This is a genomic window from Nocardioides asiaticus, from assembly GCF_040049175.1.
GTDB classification, from domain to species: domain Bacteria; phylum Actinomycetota; class Actinomycetes; order Propionibacteriales; family Nocardioidaceae; genus Nocardioides; species Nocardioides cheoyonin.
The window spans coordinates 409,129-430,474 of the sequence record NZ_JBDZDM010000005.1 but is presented as its reverse complement, the minus strand read 5'-3'; the positions used below and the strand labels follow the sequence as shown (position 1 = coordinate 430,474).

23 protein-coding genes are annotated in these 21,346 nt (G+C 67.1%); 10 read left to right on the top strand and 13 right to left on the bottom strand.

Features of this window, described 5'->3' with window-relative positions; all coding sequences use genetic code 11:
• The first annotated feature begins 20 nt into the window (after positions 1-20).
• The 3 genes from ABLE53_RS19695 to ABLE53_RS19685 all read left to right on the top strand — a co-directional run bounded on the left by ABLE53_RS19695 (position 21) and on the right by ABLE53_RS19685 (position 3,234).
• Positions 21-1,682, top strand: coding sequence for a hypothetical protein (locus tag ABLE53_RS19695; RefSeq protein ID WP_348860843.1), 1,662 nt, complete (start codon positions 21-23; stop codon positions 1,680-1,682).
• A 127-nt stretch (positions 1,683-1,809) separates the two neighbouring features.
• Positions 1,810-2,244: a hypothetical protein gene (locus ABLE53_RS19690; protein WP_348860842.1), complete on the top strand. Its 435-nt coding sequence runs from the start codon at positions 1,810-1,812 to the stop codon at positions 2,242-2,244.
• A gap of 243 nt (positions 2,245-2,487) precedes the next feature.
• On the top strand, positions 2,488-3,234 hold the full coding sequence (locus ABLE53_RS19685; RefSeq protein ID WP_348860841.1) for a hypothetical protein: 747 nt from the start codon (positions 2,488-2,490) through the stop codon (positions 3,232-3,234).
• A gap of 272 nt (positions 3,235-3,506) precedes the next feature.
• Here ABLE53_RS19685 and ABLE53_RS19680 read toward each other — a convergent pair whose 3' ends face one another.
• The 3 genes from ABLE53_RS19680 to ABLE53_RS19670 all read right to left on the bottom strand — a co-directional run bounded on the left by ABLE53_RS19680 (position 3,507) and on the right by ABLE53_RS19670 (position 6,982).
• The gene (locus ABLE53_RS19680; protein WP_348860840.1) at positions 3,507-6,110 is read right to left on the bottom strand and encodes a DUF5906 domain-containing protein; all 2,604 of its coding nucleotides are present in this window, start codon (positions 6,108-6,110) and stop codon (positions 3,507-3,509) included.
• A gap of 3 nt (positions 6,111-6,113) precedes the next feature.
• Positions 6,114-6,566 (bottom strand): hypothetical protein, encoded by a 453-nt coding sequence (locus tag ABLE53_RS19675; RefSeq protein WP_348860839.1) that lies wholly within the window; start codon positions 6,564-6,566, stop codon positions 6,114-6,116.
• A 65-nt stretch (positions 6,567-6,631) separates the two neighbouring features.
• Positions 6,632-6,982, bottom strand: a complete 351-nt coding sequence (locus ABLE53_RS19670; RefSeq protein ID WP_348860838.1) for a hypothetical protein — start codon at positions 6,980-6,982, stop codon at positions 6,632-6,634.
• 301 nt (positions 6,983-7,283) lie between these two features.
• Here ABLE53_RS19670 and ABLE53_RS19665 point away from each other — a divergent pair, with 301 nt between their 5' ends.
• Positions 7,284-7,970, top strand: coding sequence for a hypothetical protein (locus ABLE53_RS19665; protein ID WP_348860837.1), 687 nt, complete (start codon positions 7,284-7,286; stop codon positions 7,968-7,970).
• A 21-nt stretch (positions 7,971-7,991) separates the two neighbouring features.
• Here the strand turns inward: ABLE53_RS19665 and ABLE53_RS19660 are convergent, their stop codons facing one another.
• The 8 genes from ABLE53_RS19660 to ABLE53_RS19625 form a co-directional block, all read right to left on the bottom strand.
• On the bottom strand, positions 7,992-8,396 hold the full coding sequence (locus ABLE53_RS19660; RefSeq protein ID WP_348860836.1) for a hypothetical protein: 405 nt from the start codon (positions 8,394-8,396) through the stop codon (positions 7,992-7,994).
• 74 nt (positions 8,397-8,470) lie between these two features.
• Positions 8,471-8,767 (bottom strand): hypothetical protein, encoded by a 297-nt coding sequence (locus ABLE53_RS19655; protein ID WP_348860835.1) that lies wholly within the window; start codon positions 8,765-8,767, stop codon positions 8,471-8,473.
• Positions 8,768-8,885: 118 nt separating this feature from the next.
• Positions 8,886-9,410, bottom strand: coding sequence for a hypothetical protein (locus tag ABLE53_RS19650; RefSeq protein WP_348860834.1), 525 nt, complete (start codon positions 9,408-9,410; stop codon positions 8,886-8,888).
• A gap of 93 nt (positions 9,411-9,503) precedes the next feature.
• Positions 9,504-9,893, bottom strand: coding sequence for a hypothetical protein (locus tag ABLE53_RS19645; protein WP_348860833.1), 390 nt, complete (start codon positions 9,891-9,893; stop codon positions 9,504-9,506).
• 17 nt (positions 9,894-9,910) lie between these two features.
• Entirely contained in the window at positions 9,911-12,430 is a 2,520-nt protein-coding gene (locus ABLE53_RS19640; RefSeq protein ID WP_348860832.1) for a hypothetical protein, read from the bottom strand.
• Position 12,431: 1 nt separating this feature from the next.
• On the bottom strand, positions 12,432-13,256 hold the full coding sequence (locus ABLE53_RS19635; RefSeq protein ID WP_348860831.1) for a hypothetical protein: 825 nt from the start codon (positions 13,254-13,256) through the stop codon (positions 12,432-12,434).
• A gap of 65 nt (positions 13,257-13,321) precedes the next feature.
• On the bottom strand, positions 13,322-13,672 hold the full coding sequence (locus ABLE53_RS19630) for a hypothetical protein (RefSeq protein ID WP_348860830.1): 351 nt from the start codon (positions 13,670-13,672) through the stop codon (positions 13,322-13,324).
• Positions 13,673-13,790: 118 nt separating this feature from the next.
• Complete coding sequence (locus ABLE53_RS19625; protein ID WP_348860829.1) at positions 13,791-14,270, bottom strand: hypothetical protein; 480 nt, start codon at positions 14,268-14,270, stop codon at positions 13,791-13,793.
• Between the two features lie 187 nt (positions 14,271-14,457).
• On the opposite strand from ABLE53_RS19625, the gene ABLE53_RS19620 reads away from it, so the two are divergent.
• Genes ABLE53_RS19620 through ABLE53_RS19610 form a run of 3 tightly spaced genes read left to right on the top strand, consistent with a single transcriptional unit; the run spans position 14,458 to position 17,467 of the window.
• Positions 14,458-15,255, top strand: a complete 798-nt coding sequence (locus ABLE53_RS19620; protein WP_348860828.1) for a hypothetical protein — start codon at positions 14,458-14,460, stop codon at positions 15,253-15,255.
• A gap of 54 nt (positions 15,256-15,309) precedes the next feature.
• Positions 15,310-16,356 carry a hypothetical protein gene (locus tag ABLE53_RS19615; protein ID WP_348860827.1) on the top strand — a complete coding sequence of 349 codons (1,047 nt, stop codon included), beginning with the start codon at positions 15,310-15,312 and terminating at the stop codon, positions 16,354-16,356.
• A gap of 4 nt (positions 16,357-16,360) precedes the next feature.
• Positions 16,361-17,467, top strand: coding sequence for a competence protein CoiA family protein (locus tag ABLE53_RS19610; RefSeq protein WP_348860826.1), 1,107 nt, complete (start codon positions 16,361-16,363; stop codon positions 17,465-17,467).
• Here the strand turns inward: ABLE53_RS19610 and ABLE53_RS19605 are convergent.
• A complete protein-coding gene (locus ABLE53_RS19605; protein WP_348860825.1) occupies positions 17,458-17,901 on the bottom strand; it encodes a hypothetical protein in 444 nt (147 codons plus the stop codon). The genes ABLE53_RS19610 and ABLE53_RS19605 overlap by 10 nt on opposite strands.
• A gap of 867 nt (positions 17,902-18,768) precedes the next feature.
• Between ABLE53_RS19605 and ABLE53_RS19600 the strand changes: the two genes are divergently transcribed.
• The 3 genes from ABLE53_RS19600 to ABLE53_RS19595 all read left to right on the top strand — a co-directional run bounded on the left by ABLE53_RS19600 (position 18,769) and on the right by ABLE53_RS19595 (position 20,886).
• Positions 18,769-19,953, top strand: coding sequence for a hypothetical protein (locus ABLE53_RS19600; RefSeq protein WP_348860824.1), 1,185 nt, complete (start codon positions 18,769-18,771; stop codon positions 19,951-19,953).
• A complete protein-coding gene (locus ABLE53_RS24855) occupies positions 19,950-20,474 on the top strand; it encodes a DUF2637 domain-containing protein (protein ID WP_425474895.1) in 525 nt (174 codons plus the stop codon). The genes ABLE53_RS19600 and ABLE53_RS24855 overlap by 4 nt, the downstream gene beginning before the upstream one ends.
• 145 nt (positions 20,475-20,619) lie before the next feature.
• Positions 20,620-20,886: a hypothetical protein gene (locus tag ABLE53_RS19595; protein ID WP_348860823.1), complete on the top strand. Its 267-nt coding sequence runs from the start codon at positions 20,620-20,622 to the stop codon at positions 20,884-20,886.
• Positions 20,887-20,895: 9 nt separating this feature from the next.
• Here the strand turns inward: ABLE53_RS19595 and ABLE53_RS19590 are convergent, their stop codons facing one another.
• Complete coding sequence (locus tag ABLE53_RS19590) at positions 20,896-21,252, bottom strand: hypothetical protein (protein ID WP_348860822.1); 357 nt, start codon at positions 21,250-21,252, stop codon at positions 20,896-20,898.
• Positions 21,253-21,346: the final 94 nt, after the last annotated feature.

Below are 21,346 nucleotides of genomic sequence, written 5' to 3'. Positions count from 1 at the left end.
GGTGTGCAGAGGGCGCTTCCGTGGGTGATCCACAGTGGATGGAACGACTCCTCCGGCAGGGCTCCCCGTACGCCCGTCTCGCCCAGTGGCTGGAAGATGTGAGCGCGCCGCGGGGCAAGCGGCTCGCGCTCATTGCCCAGCATCATTCAAACAGCGGCCCGATCCCGTTCTCGTTCAAGGACGTCCCCGCCAAGACGGAGATAGCCGTAGTCGTTCAGGCGTCGGAGAAGTGGGTCCTGAGCGATCTGAAGCCGACAGCGGCCCTCGACCTCCTCAGGATGGATCAGGCACGCGGCACCAACGACTCGGGCGTCCACCTCAGCGACACCGTCCGCGGAACGGTCAAGCAGACCGTCGAGCAGGGTCGATCGGGCGCGATTACGACCGACGAAGCCTGCGAGGCGACGCTGGTCCTCCTTAAGGGTGACCATCAGCCTTGGAGCGTCGGGCCCAAGACGCGAGTCGAACTTCACGGCGGCACGCTCGGCGCAGGTGACTATGGCACCATCCACCTAATCGGCGATGCTGGATTGCCCAACCAGCCTTCCGGGGTCGTGCGAATCAAGCACCTCACCGTCCATGACGAGCGGACCTTCACCATGACCGCTCATGGCGGCCACCGGTTGAGCACAACGAGGCTCGAAGGGGCGACGCCGCGGAGTTCTCTGGCCCTCGTGCGAGGTGCGGCTCCTGGCAACACCTCGCCGCAGGACAGCGAGGTCCAGGTCGAATCAGTAGACCAACTCCGCATCGAAGCCGAGACGCGCATACGGTTCGCCCTGTCCCGGGTCGCGAACGACGTCGAGTTCGTGGCGGCCAGCCGGGTCCAGTTCGGTAGAGGATTCGTGGGCGCGGGATTGCGATTCACACCGTCTGAAGAACAGTGGCCGATAGTTACCGCCCGAGCCGGAGCCATCCTCACAGACGTCAGCGGCGAAATCGTGATCGAATCAGTTCAAGGCGCTCACATTGAGGCTGGCGAACCGAAGGGCTATCAGATTGCGGACATTCGCGGCCCGACGGGACCCGGAAACCGACCCGCCAACGATGACCTCTGTCGAGACGCGTTCATTAGTGGATTCACCGTCCCACCGGGGCTCACTGGTCGCCGACTTCTCAACTACCTCGCGACCGCCCACCATCTCGAACCCGCGACGACAGCGCTGCCCGGCTGGGAGTTCCGAGCCCTCGGCAAGCATGGCCTCCGCGAAGCAGCCAACGCGGCCTCGTCCGACGAGCGCAGGCGCCGAGAGCACGACGCCGAACTCATGCGCGAACTTCGTCGCCTCGCGCACGAGAAAGGGGCCTCCGGTTCAGCGCGGACCAAGGTCGGCTGGTGCGCGCAGCGACTTCGTCATGTCACTACGCGTGGGCGGGTGGAATCCGTAGCCCTGTGGGCCTACCGCCTTCTCGGCTATGGCGAACGGCCCGGTCCGGCCTTGCTGACGTGGGTCGCGCTGTCGGTCGTCGTCGCAATCGCCGCTGTCCTCTTCACCCCGGCGGTCTGGGGTCACCTGCCCCAGGAGATCGTCATTCAAGCCGTAAGTCCACTTGCGGGCGTGCTGAGGGCGGGGACCGCGCCCGAGCGTGAGGATTGGATGTACGTCACGCGGGCGCTCATCGCGGTCCCCCTTGTGACCGGGCTTCTGTCGCTTCGACACTACGTGCGCGCGACCGACTAGCCTCCCTGGCGCAGCCGCCGACCATCGGAGCCGAAAAGTGCTCCGGCCAAGCCGAGCGATTGGTAACTTCTGGTCACGCCAAGGCGATAGGCCTGCGAGCGTCTTCGTCACACTCCCGGGGGACACAATGCGCAAGGTGCTGATCGCGATGATTGCTGTTTGTGCAGCGTTGGCGGTCATGGTCGTCACGCCGGACAGCGCTCAGGCCGCGGAGAAGAAGATCCCGAAGAAGTACGCGCTGTGGACCAGAGCGCATTGCCAGTCCGGCAAGCGGGTTTGGAACTACCAGTTCTTTAAGAAGCCGAAGGGCCCGCACGTCCTTGTGTACCGGACCGACGGCCGGATCTGCGCCTACACGGTCGACGGGATGAAGGGCAAGCACCGGTTGGAGGCCGCCATGACCAAGGAGGCCGGGAACTACTACACCGCGTACGACGACGGGGTTTACTCGGAGTACGCGGGAGCGGTCGCCGCGCCCAAGGGGGCCTGCATCTGGTCGCAGGGGATGATCGTGCTCGACGGGAGGCCCTACTGGTCCCGGCTCGTACATCGCTGCGCGTGAGAATGCGCACCCGAGACAGCGCCTATGACGGCGACCGGGGCGGGAGTCGGCACGGCGTCCTGGCGTCCCCGGTTGGTGGTCGACATCGATCAGGATCACGTCGCGACCCGCCGTTGCCGCAGCGGCCGAACCAGCCGAAGAACGAGGCCCGTTGATCGGGTGGCCGGGCATTGACGAGGAGTTCTGAAGAAGCCGTCCGCGTGGCGGCTTCGTCGCACAATCACCTCCTAGCAGCATGCCGTCATGACCGACGGACTTCTCGATGGCGTTCATAAGTGGATCGAGTCGAGCGGGCGGGCGCTTGAACTCCGTGTCGCTCGGACGTTCCGTCACGAAGGCGCATCGGCGGTGGTCACGTCATTCACATACGCGGACCCCGTGACAGGACTGGACCGTGAGGGCGACGTTCTGGCTCGATACCAGTGGGAAGGTACCCACCGGCGGGCAGAGTTGGCGTGCATCGTCGAGTGCAAGAGCAGCACCGACCACCCGTGGGTGGGCTTCTTTGACCGTCGGGCAGAGCGGAACCTGGTAATCGACTCCTGGGTCGCGTACGCGTTCTCCGGACTGAGCAACTTCCCGAAGCGGCTCGCCGCCTTGTGGATTAGCGAGCCCCCGTTCAACGACTACCGGGTTGCCACGCACATCGCGGCGGCGCACGCGAAAGACTCGCGGAACCCCGCCAACGACGCGGTCCGCCAGGTGATGAGCGCAGTGCTCGCACGAAAGAAGGAACACGTCAAGCAGCATCATTCGGACCCGACAGGGCTCGTGCTGGTGCCACTGATCGTCACTGCTGCGCCGCTGGTCTCCTGCGAACTCGGGCGAGACGGGGAGATCCACCTCGAAGAGGTGAAGTCGCTTGGCGTATGGGGCTGGATGGAGGGTCGAGCCAAGCGCGTCTATGTGGTCAACGAGTCGGAGGTCGAAGGCTTTGCGCGCGGTCTCCACTACCTTGCGGACACGGCGAGCCGGGACCCAGAGATCTGAGGGAGGTGCCCGTCTGACAGATCTGCCAGGCATTTAGGCACCAAGTCCGCTCAGAACGTTTCGCCACCGTCCTCCGTGGACCCCAATTCTGAACAAGTATACGACCCCGAATCCCTGTCAGAACTGTCAGAAACCTGCCCTGACCTGCGAAGACGAGGGGCGAAGACTGTCAGAAGCCCTGGCAGATCCGACAGCCTCACTGTCAGATCGACCGGACCTCAAGGCAGAACGGGGCCCCAGACACCGTGTCTGGGGCCCCGTTTGGGCAGATCTCAGAAGTCTGGCTGGACCTTCGGATTACGACGCCAGTTCCGCCAGCCTCGTCTGCCAGCGCGATCGCGCTGGTTGTCGCTGTCGCCGAACTCGCTTCGGACGTCGATCTTGGCGTTGAGGGCGATCTTGGACTGGATACGGCGACCCTCGGGGATGTGCTGGTCATTGCACCACTCCTCGTAGAGGCCCCACATCTCCTCGCGCGTGATGATGGTGTCCGGGTCGCCGTAGCCCTCCATCCCAGGCAAAACCCGAATGGTCGTGTCGCGGAGGAACTGCCCAACGCGATCGCCAGAGTTGAGCCACGCCTCCAGGTCCTTCATGGACTTCTCGGTACGCGTGACCTCGCCGCCGTTGGCGATGAGGCGCATCGCACCCTCGACGAGCCAGGCGAGGATCGCCTCCTTGGCTCGGGGATCGCTCTGGAGGCGCTCCAGACGTGGCCCCTCGGCCGTGCGGTCGACCTTGCGCGTATGGCGGCAGAAGACGACGCGCCGCCGTAGCGCGTCGTTCTCGGCCGCCAGAGCCCCAACGAGGGGCAGGTAGTTGGTGCCGAGGTACGGAGTGCCGGTAACGCGGATCGTCTCCGGGTCGACGCCCTTGCGCTCGATCTCGATGGGCTCGCCGTCCTGAGCGAGGATCTTGAATTTGCCCTCGTCGAGGCGCTCTCCCTCGTTCGTCTCGCCGATGATGTTCACCCGGCGGTAGCGGATCGAAGCGAAGGAGAACTGGTTCCCGCCGTCCTTGCCGTCGAGGATGGCGCGCTTGTTGAGTGCGCCCTTGTACCCGTCGGGCAGGACGCTCGTGATGAGGTCGGCGGCGGTCGAGATGCCGACGCCACCGGCGCCATAGGCGAGGATCGCCGTGTCGTGGTTGCACGACATCAAGATCGTGCCCCATGCCTCCTGAGCCATCCGCTCGAAAGCCGCGTCGTATGCCCAGACGCGCTCGCCGTTGGGCAGGCGCCGCTCGACCGTGTAGAAGTCACGCAGGAACGCCGTCCAGTCCGGATGGGTCGCACCGGGCAGGTAGTGAACATCCGAGCAGTGGAGGTTCATTGCCTCAGGCGTGTGCGGGGCAACGTCACCGGTCTCTAGGTCGATGAGCCCGTCCGCGCACGGAAAGAAGTGCTTCCAAACGCGAGGCTCCCACTGGTCGGGAACGCGGTGCAGGCGCGCGTCGCGCTTGGCGAGGGACACTGCGTTGCGGAGCGCCGCGGCGCCGCGGGCGGTGGTCCGCAACTGCTTGGTGTCGGACTTGTTCGTGCCCAGGATGCGGCCAGCGCAGGTCTCCGCGATGGAGAGACCGACATTCTCGCCGGGGTCCATCTGGAAGTGGCGCCCATTGTGTCGCCACCACTGGCCGCTCTTGCCGACGTCGAGAAAGACCAGTCCCTGACGGGCCGCCTCGATCGCGACTCGTGCACCGCGTCCTGCGTCGTCGTTCGGGTGCGACGTCCAGCGCTCGATGTACGCGATCCCATCCATGGCCGATGCGAGCAATTCACCCAGCCACTGCTTGCCCGGGAAGAACGCGGCAGCCGTGGCGGCATAGTCATCGAGACCGGCGCCTGCTCCCAGGTCCTCGACCCGGCCGCTGCGCGGGTGCTTGATCGTGCGGGGCACGTGCACGACCCGTACCGAGAGCGCGCCGTATTCGAGGCCAGACTCGATGGTCTTCTGCGTCGCGTCGTTACTGGGCGGGTTGTCCTCGTGGTCGCTGTCCGGGATCCAGAGGAGGTGCCTGTCAGCAATGCCACCGAGTGCGTCGTCCACGTCGGGGCTCAGGCGGGGCAGGAAGTCGCTCGGGTTATTGGCATTGGACTTGCCCTCGTACGCCATGGTGATTCCGCCGACAGCGGCCAAGTCGAGCGCGTCCGTCAGGCTCGCGAGCGAGTCGGCCCGAACCGGGCTCTCGATGATTGCCGGGACCTTTGAGTGGTCCTGCGCGTGGAGCGAGTCGACCAACCGGTCGAGCACGGACTTGTCGCGGTCCGACGGGAAGTCAAACTTGTGGTGGTTCCACGCGGTGGGGTTGCCGTTCTTGTCCACCTCCTTGACCTCCTCGCGTTCCTCCTTCCAGCGGATCTGGGCGCCAACCTGATTGCCGCTGGCGTCGCGCCACGGGATGAGAAGCCACTCCCTTCCCTTCAGCGTGCCGGTGGTGGCCCACCTCTGCTGGGGCTCAGTCCAGTGCCCTAGGTGAGGTGGGAGCGCTGGCAGCAGCCCGGTCCCGCTTGCGTAACCACGACGGACTGCGACCTCGGGAGCGACCAGTCGCTTCGCGAGATAGGAGACAGCCCACTCGGCGAGCGGCTTCAGTCCGGCGGCCTCGAAGGTGCTCTTGTAGGCGGCGGGAGAGACATCGACGGCCCGCTGCGTGACGCTCGCAAGATCCGCGATCGGATCGTCGGCCGTGCGACGCGCCTCCTTGATGAACGCGTGCGGCCCGTCGAGGTCCTCGAAGTCCTCCAGGTCGTCCACCGGGGGCTCATCGTCAGGGTCGTCGGTCACAAGGGTGAGAGCGGGCCGCGGCTCCTCACCTTCCTCGGGCCGCAGGACGGCGAAGATGTCCTCGTCGAAAACCATCATTTCCTCGGTCATTGGTCAGCCCTCCTGCACGCAGAGGTAGGCGACCACAGTCGGACGGATGCAGATCCGGTAAGCCATCAACTGCCACCGCCCCTCGTCGGGCACTCGGACCTCGCCGTACTCCTCGTCGATCTCCAGATCGGGCGTATCGGCCACCATCCAGAGCCCGTCCGTGACGAGGCCCAGGATCTCGGCGCCGTCGTAGTTGAGGTCGAGGATCCCCGGCGCGACGGCAAGACGCGCGATCTCGTGCTCGCGGAGTCCCGAGGTGTGCTCGAAGAGCACCGTGGCGCGCAGATGGGCGGCCCCGAGCCGACGCATCTGGTCGAGGCTGAGGGGGTGCCCTGGCGGCGGCAGCGTTGCGGTCCGGAGCGTCGAGCAGACCACACTGGCAGCCAGGTGCTTGGGGAACATCGACGCAAGGTCGTGGACGGTGGCGACGTACTGGCGGCTACGGTTAGCATTCATGGTGATTTCCATCGAACGTCGTCTCGCGCTCTTGCCGGAGTGAGACGGCGTTCGCCCTTTCTGTGTCAGGCGGCGGTCAGGGTCAGCAGGCCGTGCTCGTCGGCGTGGATGGTGACGGTGATAGACCCGCCGGGCTGGATCCGGACGTCCGGTCCGATCCAGTCGCTCGCGCTTGCTCGGGCGATGAGGTATCGCCGGATCTCGTTGCCGCTGACCATGAGCGGCGAGCCGGGCAGGACGCCGTCCCGCTCGCCGATCCGCGGGAGCACAGACAGGGCGAGCCGTCCGCGCTCCAAGCGCTTGAGGGCGGCGCTCGGCGTGATGCCGAGGATGGGTCCGGCGGCTTCGCGGAGCGGAACCTCGTCGCGGCCGTCAAGCCACACTTCGAGGTCGGGCAGGGTGCAGATTCTGGGCATCGGTATCTCCTGATCGGGGGTTGTCGCTGTCGGCTCTATGCCGTGGGCCGTGAACCGGGGTTCGACCGGCTTCGACCGACTTCGACGGGAAGGTGGGCGGGCGATCCGCGGGACGCTGCGCTTTGCTGCGACGTATTTGCGTCACATCTCGATTCGCTGCGCTGTCGCATCACCGCCAGCACGGCCGTGGTAGAGGACGATCCGTCACCGCCGGGCCTCAACCTGAACGGCAATGCCGCCGGAGAACCTCGGAGGACCGAATGCACGAACCGCTGGCCCACGCTCTGACATCATTCATGGCGTGAGCCAGCCGGGGAGCCAGGGCGGGACCCCACAGACGACCCCGCAGGTGACCGAGCCATCGACCCAGCGGGCGCGCTGGCGGCGTCCCTGGGTTATCACCGTCGCCGCTTTCGTCGTCGTGGCTGTGCTCGCAGCCGCCGGGGTGACCTCGTGGATCCTCATGGCCCGGCATGCGGCCGAGCAGGTCTCGACCCGGTGGCGGCTGGTGAACTGCACCAAGGACGCCCTCGACAACAGTTACTTCGGACACCCCGTCATCCGGTCCAGGCCGGGCTGGCGCTGCGGCCTGGTCGTGACCGTACGGAACCGCAGCGGTCACGACATCCACACGCTCGGCGTCGTGGGCGGCTTCATGGGCACGATCGGCGGCGCCGAGATCAAGGGCCTCTCGACCCAGGCTGCGAAGATCCACGACGGCGTCGTGGGCGGCACGAACTTCCCCGGTGGAGAGGTCGACGCGACCTGGGCGGTCGAGATGACGGTCCCGGCACACTCGTCGCGACATGTCGACCTGGCTATCGCCTGGCGACAGTCCGGCTGTAACGGCGCGGGCAGGACCACGTTCCCAGGCTGGCCGATCGTCGTCTTCAAGGTCCTCGGCCGGACCCACCACATCTCGGCGAAGCAGGCGCTGGTCCTGAAGACCTTCGACGATCCGCACGACAAGGCCGCGTGCCGCGAGTAGATGTCGCCCGTAGACGGCGGCTCAGCGGTCGCCCTGTCCCTCGCGCTGGGCGCGGATCCGAGCCAGGCCGATCCGGATTACATCGGTGAGCGTGCCGCCCTGCTTCTTGACTGCCTCCTCGGCGACCTCGGCGACCTCTGCGTCGATCTGCCTCACCGAGTAGGGGTCCTCGGCGCGGTACGGCGGCGGGATCTCGAACTCGCCGTCCACGAATGCGCGCAGCACCTCGGTGACGACATCGCCAACACGCGCCCGCGGGTCGCGGCGGTGCGCCTCGTCGCGCAGCGTCTCCCGGTCCTCCCGGGACAGCCGGAACCGCTTCACGACCTCGCCCGGGTGCGCCTCCCGGTAGGCGTCTGAGTAACGCGTGGCGCGGGACCGCTCGGGCTTGGCGTCGGGCTCGGTGCGGGGCGTCTCGTCGGTCATGGCGGCGGCTCTCAGGTCGGCGGTGGCGGGGTGTTATTGTACCACACGCGTAGGACACACCGGGCGTCAATGCGTCAGGCGCTGCGCGTCGGATCCTCGCCCACACCCAGGTCATCAGCCGCCTGGCGCAGGTAGTCCAGATGGTCCCGGACCGTACGCGGCTCGATCGTGGGGTCGACCACATCGACGAGGACTCGGCATCGGTCGCCGTCGCTCTCCGCGGACAAGAACACGTCAACGCCATCGTTCAGGTCCCAGACCCGGGCAATCCAGACCCCAGCCCGCCACGTCGTCACGATGACGATGCGCTCGCCGGTGTCGATGCGACCGGTGAGTGCATCGAGGGCCGCAAAGACCTCTCTGCGATACATCGCGGACCTCCTCGTGGACTAACTGATCAGAGCCTCCAGCAAGCATGTCGGAGATGCACCAAGCCCCGCCGGGGCGGTGGTCCGGCGGGGCTTGGTTTCTGGAGGAGCGAAACCGCGTCTACTTGCTGGCGAGGCGGTTAGGGCACCAACCGGCGGACGGCAGCCCGTTGGTGTAGGTCCCCGACGCGACGACGGGCTCCTTCGCGGTCGAGTCGTATGCGGCCCATGCGCCCACCTCGTCGTCGGAGCCGCGCTCCTCGACGACGAAGCAGAAGCCGTCGCGGGTCCGCACGAGATCGGCGAGTCGGAGGTAAGGCTCCAGTCCGTAAGTGGTGCCCGGGATGTCGGCGTCCCACTGGCCGGTGGTGATGGCAGGCCAGACGCCGGTCTTGGCGTGTTGGTCGCTGATCTCGCGGGCGATCTCGCGGGCCCACGAGCGGCTGTAGGCCTCCAACTGGGCGGGATTGGTCTCGATCGCCTTGGCCATGTGGCGGGCCTGGGATGCGGAGATGCCGGAGTCGGCGTCTGCCGGGCGGTCGCCGAGCGTGACAATGAGCGCGGCGAGGGCGAGCAGCCCGGCGATGACGAAGAGGACTCCCGAGACGGTCGGGCGACGGTGAGAAGTGAGGTTCTGGTCGTTCACGGTGACCTCCGAAGGTCGGCGCCCGAGGCGGGCGGGGTGGTGTGGTTTTGGTCGCCAGGAGGGTGCGCGGGGTCCACACGCAGCGCTGCGAGGTCAGCCCTCCGGCTTGACGAGGCGCAGGTGGCGCGGCCTTGCGGGCACCTCCAGGAGGGTCGCCAACGCCAGGACAGGTGCCTCAGCGGTCGCCACGACGGTGACGCCGCGCTCCTCGCCGACCTCGGCGATCCGGGCGAGGGCACGCTGCTGCGACCCGCTCAGTTGGTCCGCACCAACTACGGCCACGAGGAGGTGGGTCCTCCAGGAGGAGCGGTGAGGCAGCGTCGTCGTCAGACCGACGAGGCGCACCGTCGTCGCGACGGGGGGCTCATCGGCGTCGATGCGGATCACCCCGGCACCCGCACGCTCGGCCTCCCGGACGCGGCGTTCCAGGAGGGTCTCCGCGTCTCTTGGCGTGCCGACGTACAGCGTCGAGACGGTCGTCATCGTGCGCAGCACGTCGGTCAGTCCCCGAAGCCGAATGGATCGTCGTGAGCGGGCAACCTCGGAGTGGGCGATGGCCCGAACTCGTCGTCGTCGGAGACCACCGGAGCGACCACGGGACGCGGCGCGAAATCGTCGTCGGTGAAGCCGTCGAACGCGTCGTCCTCCTGGGCCGGAGCCTCAGGCTCCGCGGGCGTCTCGTTCGGCCACACGAGATCCGGCTCGGTCCCGGGTTCAGGCTGCGGCTCCTCGTCGGCCGTCTCGACAAGATCGTCGAGGGAGAACTCCAACTCGCCGAGTTCCGTGACTGTGGGCTTCTCCGGTTCGTCGGCAGGGAACGGCGACGGAGCGGGTGCGGTGGGCTTCGTGAACGAGACTGGACCACTCCCGCTGATGGGCGTGCCCTCAACGGGTTCGGGCTCCGGAACGTCGATGACCCACGGCTCGGGCTTCCTGACGCCCAGGTTGGTGAGCATCTCGGGGATCTCATCGACCTCGCAGAAGGCCACGCGGAACCCAGCCACGGTGCCACCTTCGGCGGCGGTGACCGCAAGACCCATCGACTGGCCATCATCGAGTTCCGAGATGGTTTCGAGGGCGACTGACGTCTGATCTCCGGGGAAGACCATAGTGAGCCGCTCGGGCTTCGGCACGCTGCCGGGCTTCGTGAGCAGCACCGTTGAGGTCAAGTTGTTCCGGACGCCCGAGAACCCCTTGAAGAGGTTCGCGTCGAAAGCCTGGAAGCCGAGCACAAGGAAGATGCCAGTCCACCGCAACTGGAAGGTGATCTTCGCGAGGTATGACGTGATCAGCGCCCGGTAGCCGTTGTTCTGCTTCGCCTCTACGACCGCGGGATGCTTCGGGTCGAGACCAGACGGGACCGGTTCTTCGGTGATGGCAGCCATGATCTCGTCCCACAAGACCGTGATCGGACCAATGCGCTCGCGTGCCCGGACATCGGCCGGGAGGTCCTGCCACCCGGTGGTCTCGGCGCGTTCGAGGATGTCGGCGCGGCGCATGCCCTCGCGGTAGACGGCTTCGAGAGTCGCCGCGAGTTCGGCCAGGGTCCGTGCTGTCGTCAGTGCGTACGGCCGGAACTTCGCGAAGTCCACCCCCTTCTTCGAGGACGCGTCGCAGATGATGATCTGGTGTCCGCGAGCGAGCGCGGAGAGAGCGTGCTGGCGCATCAGCACAGACTTGCCCGTGTTGGTTGGGCCGACGACGGCGGTGTGCGGGCCCAACTTCAGGTCGATCCCCACCGGGTTTCCGCGATCGTCCAGGCCGAGTGGAATGTTCCGCCAGTCCGAGGGGATCAGGCCCGTTGGGAGCAGGTCGCGTGCAGAGACTCGCTTCGGCAGCGTGCGCGGCTGGCCATAGCGGAACCGGACCATGCCAGTCACGGGGTCGTCGAGCACTTCCCAGCCGGTCGAGCCGCCGGGCAGCAGGTTGATGAGGCTTCGGAACAGCGCCAGGCGCTTATCGGTCTCCATCTCGGTCACAAGTGCGCGAAGAACGATCACCTGGTCGAGGCGGCGCATCTGCGTCTTCTCGTCGATCACGTGGCGGCACACGATCTCCAGGTCCCACGGCGCCTTGGCGACCTTCGGTGAGGTGGCGAGACGGTTGCGCAGGGCCTTGGTCTCGGCGGAGATGTCGGCGAACAACGCCCGCTGGCCATCCCTGTCGAACTCGATGAGAACGCCGAGGCCGTCGGCTTCTGCTTGACGAGCGAGCACACCGGGGTCTGGCGCCTTGCCGTCCTTGAAGGGCAGCACAACCTCGTTGGGGCGCGCATTGACGACGTGGATGACCGGCGGGACGCCATCTTCCACGTCCGGGAAGCGCTGCCACATCGCCCACCACGTCGGGCCGAGACGATCGTGGATCCTGGCCTGCCATTTGATCTGCGTCGCGGCGTCGGTCGTGTCGGTGCCGTCCGGCAACGTGATCGCGCGGATGTGCGGCGGCAGGTCCTCCGCGGACGCGGGGGACGCGGGACGCTTCGGGGCGGGGCGCTTCGGGGCGGGGCGGGCCTGGCTCGACAGCGTGGCGGACGGACCCGCATGTCCGCCACCGTGGGCGGCGTACCACTGCTCCTCCTGGCCGATTGCTGGGGCAGTGATGCGCGCCGCGGTGACCGGTTGGGTCTGGGCCACGGAGGGCGGAGTCGTCCACACGCGGGCCATCCCGAGCCGGTCCATCAGCGCGATGTCGTCGGCGTCGAGGCCCGCGGCCTCCAGCCGGTCGAGGATCTCGCCGGAGCGCGAGGGATCGCCGAGGACCGACCAGATTGCTCGCGCCACGTCACGCTGCTCGGTGGTCCAGACCGGCCGGACCCGCTCGCAGATTAGTGCGACGTCGCGCCAGCCGAGGCGGGCCTCGGCGAGGAGGTGGTCCTTGCGGACCTCGTCTCCCGCCTTCCATGCGGCGTGCGCCCGGCGCGCGGCCGCCCGTTCATCGGCGGTGTAGAGCCGGGTGATCTCGGCGGTCGTGACAGTGTCAGGGTCGTCGGCGTCGCGGCGCCAGGAGAGAACAGCCATGTCAGACCTCCTCGTCAGACCAGTCGAAGTGGGACTGGGCGGGCTCGGGACTCGGCGCCGTGGGCGCAGCGGCGGTATGCGCCGTCGGCGCCTGCACGCCGAACCGCTCCGCGAACTCGCGGGCCTCGCGGGCCTCCAGCGTCTCCGGGACGACGCAGACGACCTCGCCCATGGAGTCATCCCCGAGCGTCATGCCGGGGAACGCGTAGCGGACGGCGGCGGAGAACCCGGCGCGGTCCTTCTCGATCGCGGCGCTCATGGCGGCGGGGGCGCTGTGAAGCATGTAGCCGCCGTCGGAGAGGCGCGAGAACCAGGCCTCGTCGAGGTTCGAGGTGGTCCCGCCGGGCAAGGTCGCGAACTTGGCGCGCAGGCGGAGCGAGAAGAGGTGCTGGTCGACTTCCGCCTTGCGGAAGAAGTGGCCGCCGAGGAGGCCCACGACGACCACTGCCAGGTCGGCGACGAAGGTCGCGGTACCGAGGAAGCCGCCGGGGAAGATCGCGGCGAGAAGAGGGATGACGACCGCGATCCAGAAGACGACCTTCGCCCGACCGAGAGCGGAGAGTGCCGACGCCCAGCCGACTGCCTTCGGGTGGAGGCGCCGTGCCGTGGTCGCGAGGTAGGCGTTCGCGGCCGCCCGCTCGTTGACCGCCCATGTGAGCCAGACGGCCAAGAGGAGCGACACCGGAGCGGTGAAGCGGAGGCCGCTGTCGGCGGCCGCCAGGAGCGCGAACACGGCCAGCAGGAGGGCCGCGACGGGGATGCTCCAGGCGGGGCGCATGTCGCGGATCGCGTCGATCTCGGCCTTGGTGAGGGAGGAGGAAGCCATGGCGGTTCTCGATTCGTGCGGGGTGCGGTCGGGGTGTGGGTGTGCGGGGCGTCTCCGCGGCGACGTCAGCCAGGGCGGCGTGCCTGCCGCAGGTGCGCGAGGGGGTCGGCCACGCCGTCGTCCTCCTGGAGCAGGGTCGCGGGCTGGGTACTCGGCCCGGGTGTTTCGGGGGCAGCCTCGTCACCACGAGCCTCTTCGCGACGCGCGAGCCATCCCAGGAGGATGAGGAGGATCGCGAGGATGCCGAGGACGACGAGCGCCGGGACCAGAAGGGCACCGGCCCAGCCGATGCCCTTCACCCGAGCGACGATCGAGCACGGGACGGCGAAGATGGCGGCCTTCGCGACCGGGGGGACGATCGTCAGCGTCAGGAGGCGCTCCAGGAGCGCCAGCACGGAGGTTTCGATTCGGCTCATCTCGGGGTCCTTTCGGGAGGGAAGTTCAGGAGAAGGGTGTGCGGCAGGGCGGAGATCTCTCCCCGCTCGCAGGGTCCTTCTCGCCCTTCGGGTGTGCGGGGAACCGACGACGCGCTCGTCAGCGGACGTACTGCTCGACGAGGGCGTCGTCGGGCAGTCCCGCCGGGTTGAAGGTCGAGGACGTGCCGTGGCGGTCCACGACGCGGAGCGCGAACGACTCGCCGCTCGCGACGTAGAACACGGTTGCGTCGCACGGCGCGGTGAAGGCAGCCTCAACGACCTCGACGCGGCAGCCGGACACCTCGGTGAGCGTCAGTGAAGTCGGCGCCTGGCCGCTGAAGTCGTGGTCGATGGCGCTCTTCAGCGCCCGGCCCAGGTCGACGGCGATGCTCGCTGCGTCCTGACCGATGCGACCGTCCCGGGAGACCGAGTCGAGCGCGGCGCCAGCAGAGGCCCGGACCGCATCGACCTTCTCGCGCACCTGGCCGATATGCAGCGCTAGAAGGGCGAGAGTAGGCAGGAGGATCGCGAGGACCAGCCAGCGGAGGCGGGCTTCGCGGCGGCTGCGCGAGTGCGCGCAGAGGGTCATCGTGCTCATCGGGTGTCTCCATGGGGTGGTGGGGCTTCTTGGACGGGCGACGTCTTCGTCGTCCCCGTTCCACCTCCCTGGGTGGACGGGGCGGCCCGCCGACGCTTGCGGGAATGCAGAGACCGCCGAGGCAGAAGGTGGCCATCCCCCTGAAACGGCCCGTTGGAGAGCGCGACTCGTGGCAAGGTCGTCGCTCGTGGCAAGCACTGACGAGACGGAACCGGCGCACATTCGGCGCGCGCGGGCGACGTTGGAGGCGTACGTCTACCGAGCGCGCCGCGTTGAGGCGCACTCATTGATGCGAGAGCCAGCGAAAGTGATGAAGTGGGCCGGAGCATCCATCGACGTTGCGGCAACTGCGGGAGAGCCGCTGGCGACCTTCACGTGGGACCTGCCGCCCGAGGAACTCTTTGAGTCGCTCGCCACGAGGTGCCGCCCCTTCATCCTCAACGGCGACCCGGTGCACTACAGCAAGGTTCTTAACGCTCTGAACGCCTTCGCTCGTGCCGACGAGGAGATCGCAGGCATCATCAAATCCTGTCGAGCGGACTGGAGCCGCGTCACGCAGCGTAAGGAACTGCTCGGCTTCTACACCCGCATTGGGAAGGTAGGGGAGGACCTTGGAGAGGCCGTCCTCGACGTGGACTCCGCCCACTCGTGGCTATACGGCGACCTCGTGCATGCGGACCCTCCGCAGGATGACGACCTTTCGTCGATCGCTCACCGGTACATCGCTGCGGTCCCGATCTTCATCCGGATCGCGATGCTGGCCGTCGCGACGCTCAACATCGTCCGTCTCGCCGAGAAGAGGGGTCTGGTCCTCCTGGGCCAAGACGCGCACACCGCGGACGTTGTGGTCGAGGTTCCGATCGTGATGCAGGGGCGTGGGGTCTGGGCGCCGCTCGGTACACCGGTCGAGGACGTCGAAGCGGCGATGGATGCGTGGTCCGAAGCGCGGCCGTGGCCGAGTGAGGAACCGACGACGGGGGTCTAGGCCGGACAGAGCGAAGCGCCAGGAACTGTCGGCGGCGCTTGCGATGCTTCGTGCATGGGGAGCAGGAGTAGAGCGAGGAACCGCTCGAAGCAGAAGAAGCCGCCGTCGCCAGACCTAAACCTAGCGGCCAACGAGATCCCCGAACTCAACCGTCGGTTCTTCAGTGAGACGGGCGGTCCACACGTCTTTCTCCAGCACCGACTACGTGCCGCTTTCCTGGCTGCGTCCACTGCACCGGAACTCGCTCAGGCAATTGAGGACGGTGTCGTGATCGGGACGACGCGGATCTGTTCCGAAGAGCCATTCGAGGTGGACGAGGAGGAGATGAAGGAGTTCACCGCTCTCGAAGCGATCGTTCTGTTCCATCACGCCGCCGAGACGCTCCTCCGGCTGTTCTTTGCGCTCGAAGAGCAACCGCCGTGCCCTTGGCTCGTCGTGGCCGGGCTTCGTGCGCCAGGTGAGTTTGCCAAGAGGGTCACCGAACTTCGGAACCACTCGAAGGACGAGGCGCTGCTGGATCGCCTAGCGTCGATCTTCTATGGAGCGTCCGCCTGGAACCGTCGTCCTCTGGCCTGCGACGAAGAGGTCTGGCGCCAGGGAATCATCGGCCTTCGGAGGCTCGTGATCACCTGCGCGATACGGGTCCAGGACGAAGCCGCGCTGTACAACTCGGCGAAACACGGCCTAAGTGCCGTGACAGGCCAAGCCGGTATCGCGTTCGGCGATCCGGGAAAGCCACTCTTCGACATCAAGGGGCCGTCACTCACATACCTAGAGACTCGTAAGACCGATCGGTGGCGGTGGGTGGAAACGACTTCGTGGATCAAGGCCGACCGGGACTTCGGATTGGTCTACCTCATCGCCGACCAGTTGCGGAACCTCTGGGGCGTTGCCCGGATGCGCTATGCCGGGGCGGACGGGATCCAGATCCATCCCGTCGACCTCAAACGGCTCGACCGGTTCCTCAATCCGCCCGTCACCGAGGAGGAGGGGTACCGCTTCGAGGTCCCTAGTTTCACCCAGCCCTTGATGTACACGGACCTTCCGGAGGACGCTCGCGGCCGGCTGGACGTCCGAGCAACCAAGTCGAAGAGCAAGTGACGTCATGCGCGCCCAGGGCGTCGCCGACGACGTCGAAGGCCTCGCACTCGATCGTTTCCGCGAGAGATCGGACCGGTTCCTTTTCGCCTCCCGGCGTGACGGCGCAGGGCTCGTCTACCTCGAACAAGGCACGGCCAACCAGCAGCGGGCGTACGCCCGCCAGCACCTCAGATGTCCTGAGCCGAACTGCACCTCGCCGGACATCACGACGGTCTCCCGATCGGCCACCGGTGCCCGCGACGGATACCGCCACCTCGTACGTCCGGAGACCCAGCATGCGCCCGAGGGTCTGTTTCACCGGCAGGCCAAGGCCATGGTCGCAAGATGGGCGTTCGCGCACCCGGCGGTCGCTCAAGTCCAGGAGGAAGTCCTCCTCGGGGCCGGTGAGCGAGTCGCCGATGTGCTGCTGACTTCGCACACTGGGAACCGTCTCGTCATCGAGGTGCAGTACGCGTCGCTGAGCATTGAAGCGTGGCGCGAGCGCACCGAGTCCTACCACTCCCTCGGTGTCGAGGTGGTCTGGCTCTGGGGTCACACAGGCGCCCACTCACCCCTTGAACTCAGGTGGCGCGCCATCGGCCTGGAACTCGCCCGAGTGCCCGCTCCTGTGCTCTGGATCAACCCCACCGAGGACCGGGTCGCATGGGCCTTCGACATGGGCGCTCTCGATCAGCCAGTTCGCGATCCGGGCATGCCGCACTACACGCTCGGGACCCTCGACGACCTCGATCTGCGCCAAACCGGCCTCTACCCGCCTGGCTTCCTCGCAGCCCGTGATCTAGCCATCGCCGAGGCGGAGCGCTCCCGTGCCCGATCGGCGGAGATCCAGAAGGAGAAAGCCGAACAGGCGGCGCGGCTCCACGCAAGAAGAGCCGAGGCGGATGGGCGTCGCGCACAGCATCGTCCGACGGCCGTGAAGACCGAAGCGACCCGCGCCAAGCGCCTCGCTCACATCGCGAGGAAGCGGGCCGAGAAGCAAGCGCCGCAGCGAGAGCGCACCTACCTCGTGCTCGACGAGCCCGAGTCTTTCTGCCGACGCTGCGGTCTTCCGCTCGACCCGGTCCTCGCCCCCTCCGGCTACCACGTAGACCCGTTGTGCCATCAGGGCTGAGGGTGCGGCTCGCTGGCGGTACGCGCGACGAGCCACGCTTTGGCCTCGCGGTGCCATTGCTGCGTCCTCATGACGGTCCTGAGTCGGTAGATGACGAGTGCAGCGCACAGCACGCCGACGCCCGCAAGAAGAAGTACGGGCCAACCTCCGTCGAGCAGTTTCGCAAGCACGGCGCCAATCCCGCTGACGAGTCCAATGAGCCCCGCCACGAGCGACCAGTCACTCTTCGCCTCATCGGCGGCGATCTCCGCCGAGGCGGCGTTCACGGCAACGGACCGGTAGTCGGCATCCCGCCAACCGGATCTGAGGGCCTCGTGCTGCTGGTACGAAGTCGGCAGAACCGAAATCGTGGGAGCGGGCCGAACGGCGAACGGCATGGCCGTCGTATCGGAGGGCTGAGTAGCGGTTGGAGATCCGAGATTGGCTTGGGTCACGAGCCAGGAGGATCGCATCGGAGCCGCATCGACCGCAGGCGAATCGGCCGACAGATCACCCCGGTCTAGGTCAGTGGAACCGGGTGACTTTCGCGGCGGCCGGAGAGCCCGATGGGCGAGCCGGAACCGGCCTCCGGCCGGGAAGACAAGTGGGCCGAAGGTCAAGGGGATGAGATCCGAACGTAGTGAGGGTCTCTGACGAGGAGAGACCGAGTTGATGTCGAAGAGGGATCTAAGAGTGATCAAGGAGCAGTCGTTCAGACACGGTCTGTGTCGCACGGTCCTGCGGTCTGACTTCTCAGCGTCCGTCGGTCTACTGGCCCTCGCTCGGCTCGGTGCACGCTCCGCTGCATCACGACCCTGCGTCTTCGCCACGATCCGCGAAGCGCTTAGCGCGTAGCGGCCGTGGCCAGTCACCGTCACGGTCGTGCCGTCTCTCGCAGCGTCGTCGCTCTGCTGCCGCAGCGTGTCGTCACGCTGCCCGTCGTCGCTCCGAACTCGTCTGACGCTTGCCTGTTTGCGGTGTCGAAGACGTTTCGGATCGGCCCCGCACACCTGGTCTCGCAGAGCATCCGGCTCTCTATGCACCTACTACTAGGGCTCCTCCTTAAGGTCGGAGCCCTATAGGAGTACAAAATGATGGCTCTTCGACCGCTCGCCGCCTCCCGAATGGCTCACCTCAACGCGACGCTTCGACCCATCGCGAAGACGAACCGCTCCGCCCCGCCCTACGTCGCGCTCCGTGCGATCACGTACCGAGCCCGTTCCGTCGGCATCCAATCCGCCGAACTGCGCACATGGCTCTTGCTTCACTCCGGTCTGCCGAACGTCGCAGCCCTCGCCTCGCGTCCCAGCACCCTCGGCGACGTGATCGCCGACGCCGACGCACACCACGCCCGGTCTTCCTCCCCAGCGGGGCGCGCGGACATGCGGCGGGATGCTGCCGAGATGCTCGTCGGTCATCTGCTTCTCCCGGTCCCCGGGCACCGTCGCGTCACTCCTGTGTCGGAGGCGAACGCGCGTCGCTGTCTCGCGGTTCTCGGTGGGGAGTTCCTCTCACGTGCTTGGCAGGACGGGTTCGACTCAATCGCCTTCTCTGAGCCGGAGATGGCCTACTCGCTTGGCACGTCAAAGGGCGGCGCCCGGGGCCTTCTCGCCACGTGCAAGAGGGCGGGCTGGGTGACCTCGCCTCCCTCGCGTCGTGGCGCTCCGAGTCGCTGGCGTCTGCGTCATCTGAGTGATGACCAGAAGGCACTGCTGTGGGCGCTCAACTACTCGTCGTTCGTGGACGCCCTCGCGCAAGGGGATCCCAGCAATGGCTTCGTGGAGGTCTTCTTCTCGGCTGACCACGCCGCCTTCGGCTACGGTCACCTCGTCAAGGAAAGCAAGCCCGTGGACGCCTCGCTTGGCCACCGTATGTGGCTTACCGCTATCGCGGCGGAGGTCGCTCCGCATCCCGTGGGTGTCTCCCCGGAAGTCCTGGCTGAAGTCGGGCGTGGGAGGAGCATGCCCGCCGTCGTGCAGTTGTGGCTCGCAGAGGTGGGTGCTGTGCTCCACATGATGGGCGTGTCGCCGAACTCCGCGAGGTCGCTGATGCGTAGGTGGCTGAGCATCATCGCGGGCTCAAACGAGGACCCCATGACTGCCGCTCTGGATGACTTCGCCGCGTCAACGGGGGCTGACGTGGAGATGGCTCAGGCGCGTGCCCTTCGTGACGCGGATGTCGCTGAGCGCTTGGCGTCTCGTGACCGCCGTCGGGCTGAGGTGCAGCACAGGCAGGCCACTAAGCCGCGCTGGTCTGCCGCCGCTCTCGCGCCCCTCCTGGCCAGGCACCCCGTGCCGTCGCCGGACACTGAGCGCTCCGTGCGCACGGCATGGGGGCTGCGCATCAGTGAGGGGCTTGGGCCTGACGTCATCCCCGCGGGCAAGGACGCGGACGTAGTGCGCTGGCTGGCCGCCCGCATGGTCGACTCAGGGTACGCCAGGCCTCAGGCAAGGACCGTGTCGCGGAAGATCGTCGAGAAGGCGATGAGCGCCAGGGAGGCAGCATGAGCACCCATAGGGACCCCACAAACCGGCCCTCGTGTTGGCCTGCCCGTCTCGCCGGTGGCTTCACCCTCGCGGTCGTTGCCTGCGCGGGCGCGATGTCTGCCATCACGACCCACTCCGTCGCCATCACGTCCGGCGCGGTCGCTAACTCATCGGAGGCGTGGCTCTTGCCAGTGATCATCGAGGGCGGTGCCGTTGTCTCGGCTGTCGTGGGCTGGACCCGTCGCAGAGACGGGCACAGTGCCCCGCTCGCACTCTCAATGCTCGCCGGGCTCTTGATCCTCTCGCTGGTGGTGAACGCCCGCCACGCGTGGCATACGGGGGACCCGTTCGCCATCTTCTTGGCTGCTTGCCCGCCCATAATCTTGCTCGGGCTGATCGAAGAGGTGCTGCCTGCCCGCAGGCGTGACGCGCACGCTGTGAGCGTCCAGCCTGAGCGTGAGCAGAACTGGGACCACACACCTGCCGGGTGGGTGAGCAGGGCCTTCCTACGCCCACTCACCACACACCTGCCGGGTGGGTGAGCAGGGCCTTCCCACGCCCACTGAGAAGGTGAGCGCAGCGCCTCTGGGCGTGAGCACTGAGTCGCCCACTGACAGTGAGCAGCCGTCCACCCAGGTGACTGAGCGCGTGGGCAGCGAGCGTAGGCAGCGGTCCGCCCAAGTTGGCGTGAGCAAGCCCGAGCACGTCGCTCAGGTGCGTGAGCAGATCAGGGATCCCACGAGCGCGCTCAGTGGTGAGCGCTCACTCCACGCCACGGGTCAGCGGAAGCGCATGTCCAAGAGTGAGCGTGCCGCTATCGCAGATGCGCTGCTTGCGGAGCACGGGGCGCTCACCGAGAAGATGCTCATTGAGAACACCGGTGCGCCACACTCGACCGCCAGCCGCGACAAACGTGAGGCGGAGGCTCGGGCGGCTGAGCGGGCGTTCGCCTGAGGGTGACGTCTACCCCGCGAGGGTCCAGCGTTTGAAGCCGTCGAACTTCGCGCCGACGACCTTCTTGCCCTTCCAGATCACGGCGTACTCGATGATCGCTGCATGACCCATGTCGCAGGACTGGTACGACAGGTCATAGCCGCCACCGCCGCCCCAGATCTGCCACGACTTGTGGTCGCCAAAGATCCGCTCGACGCGCTTGCGCCTCATGCCCTTCTTGATCCGCTTGAACTCCTTGTGCGTGACGCACGGGACCTTCTTCTTCGCCTGGACGGCGCCGGAGGGGCCAGCGAGTGAGAGGTCAACCGCGCCGACAGCGCCGACGCTGAGAGTGAGAGTGATCGCGGCTGCTGCGATCCGGTTCATGATGCCTCCGAGAGGTGGTCCAGAAACAGGATAGGTACCGCGCTGGCGGCGCGTGGCGCTTTCAGGAAACAGGTACCCCAACGAGCGTTCGGGG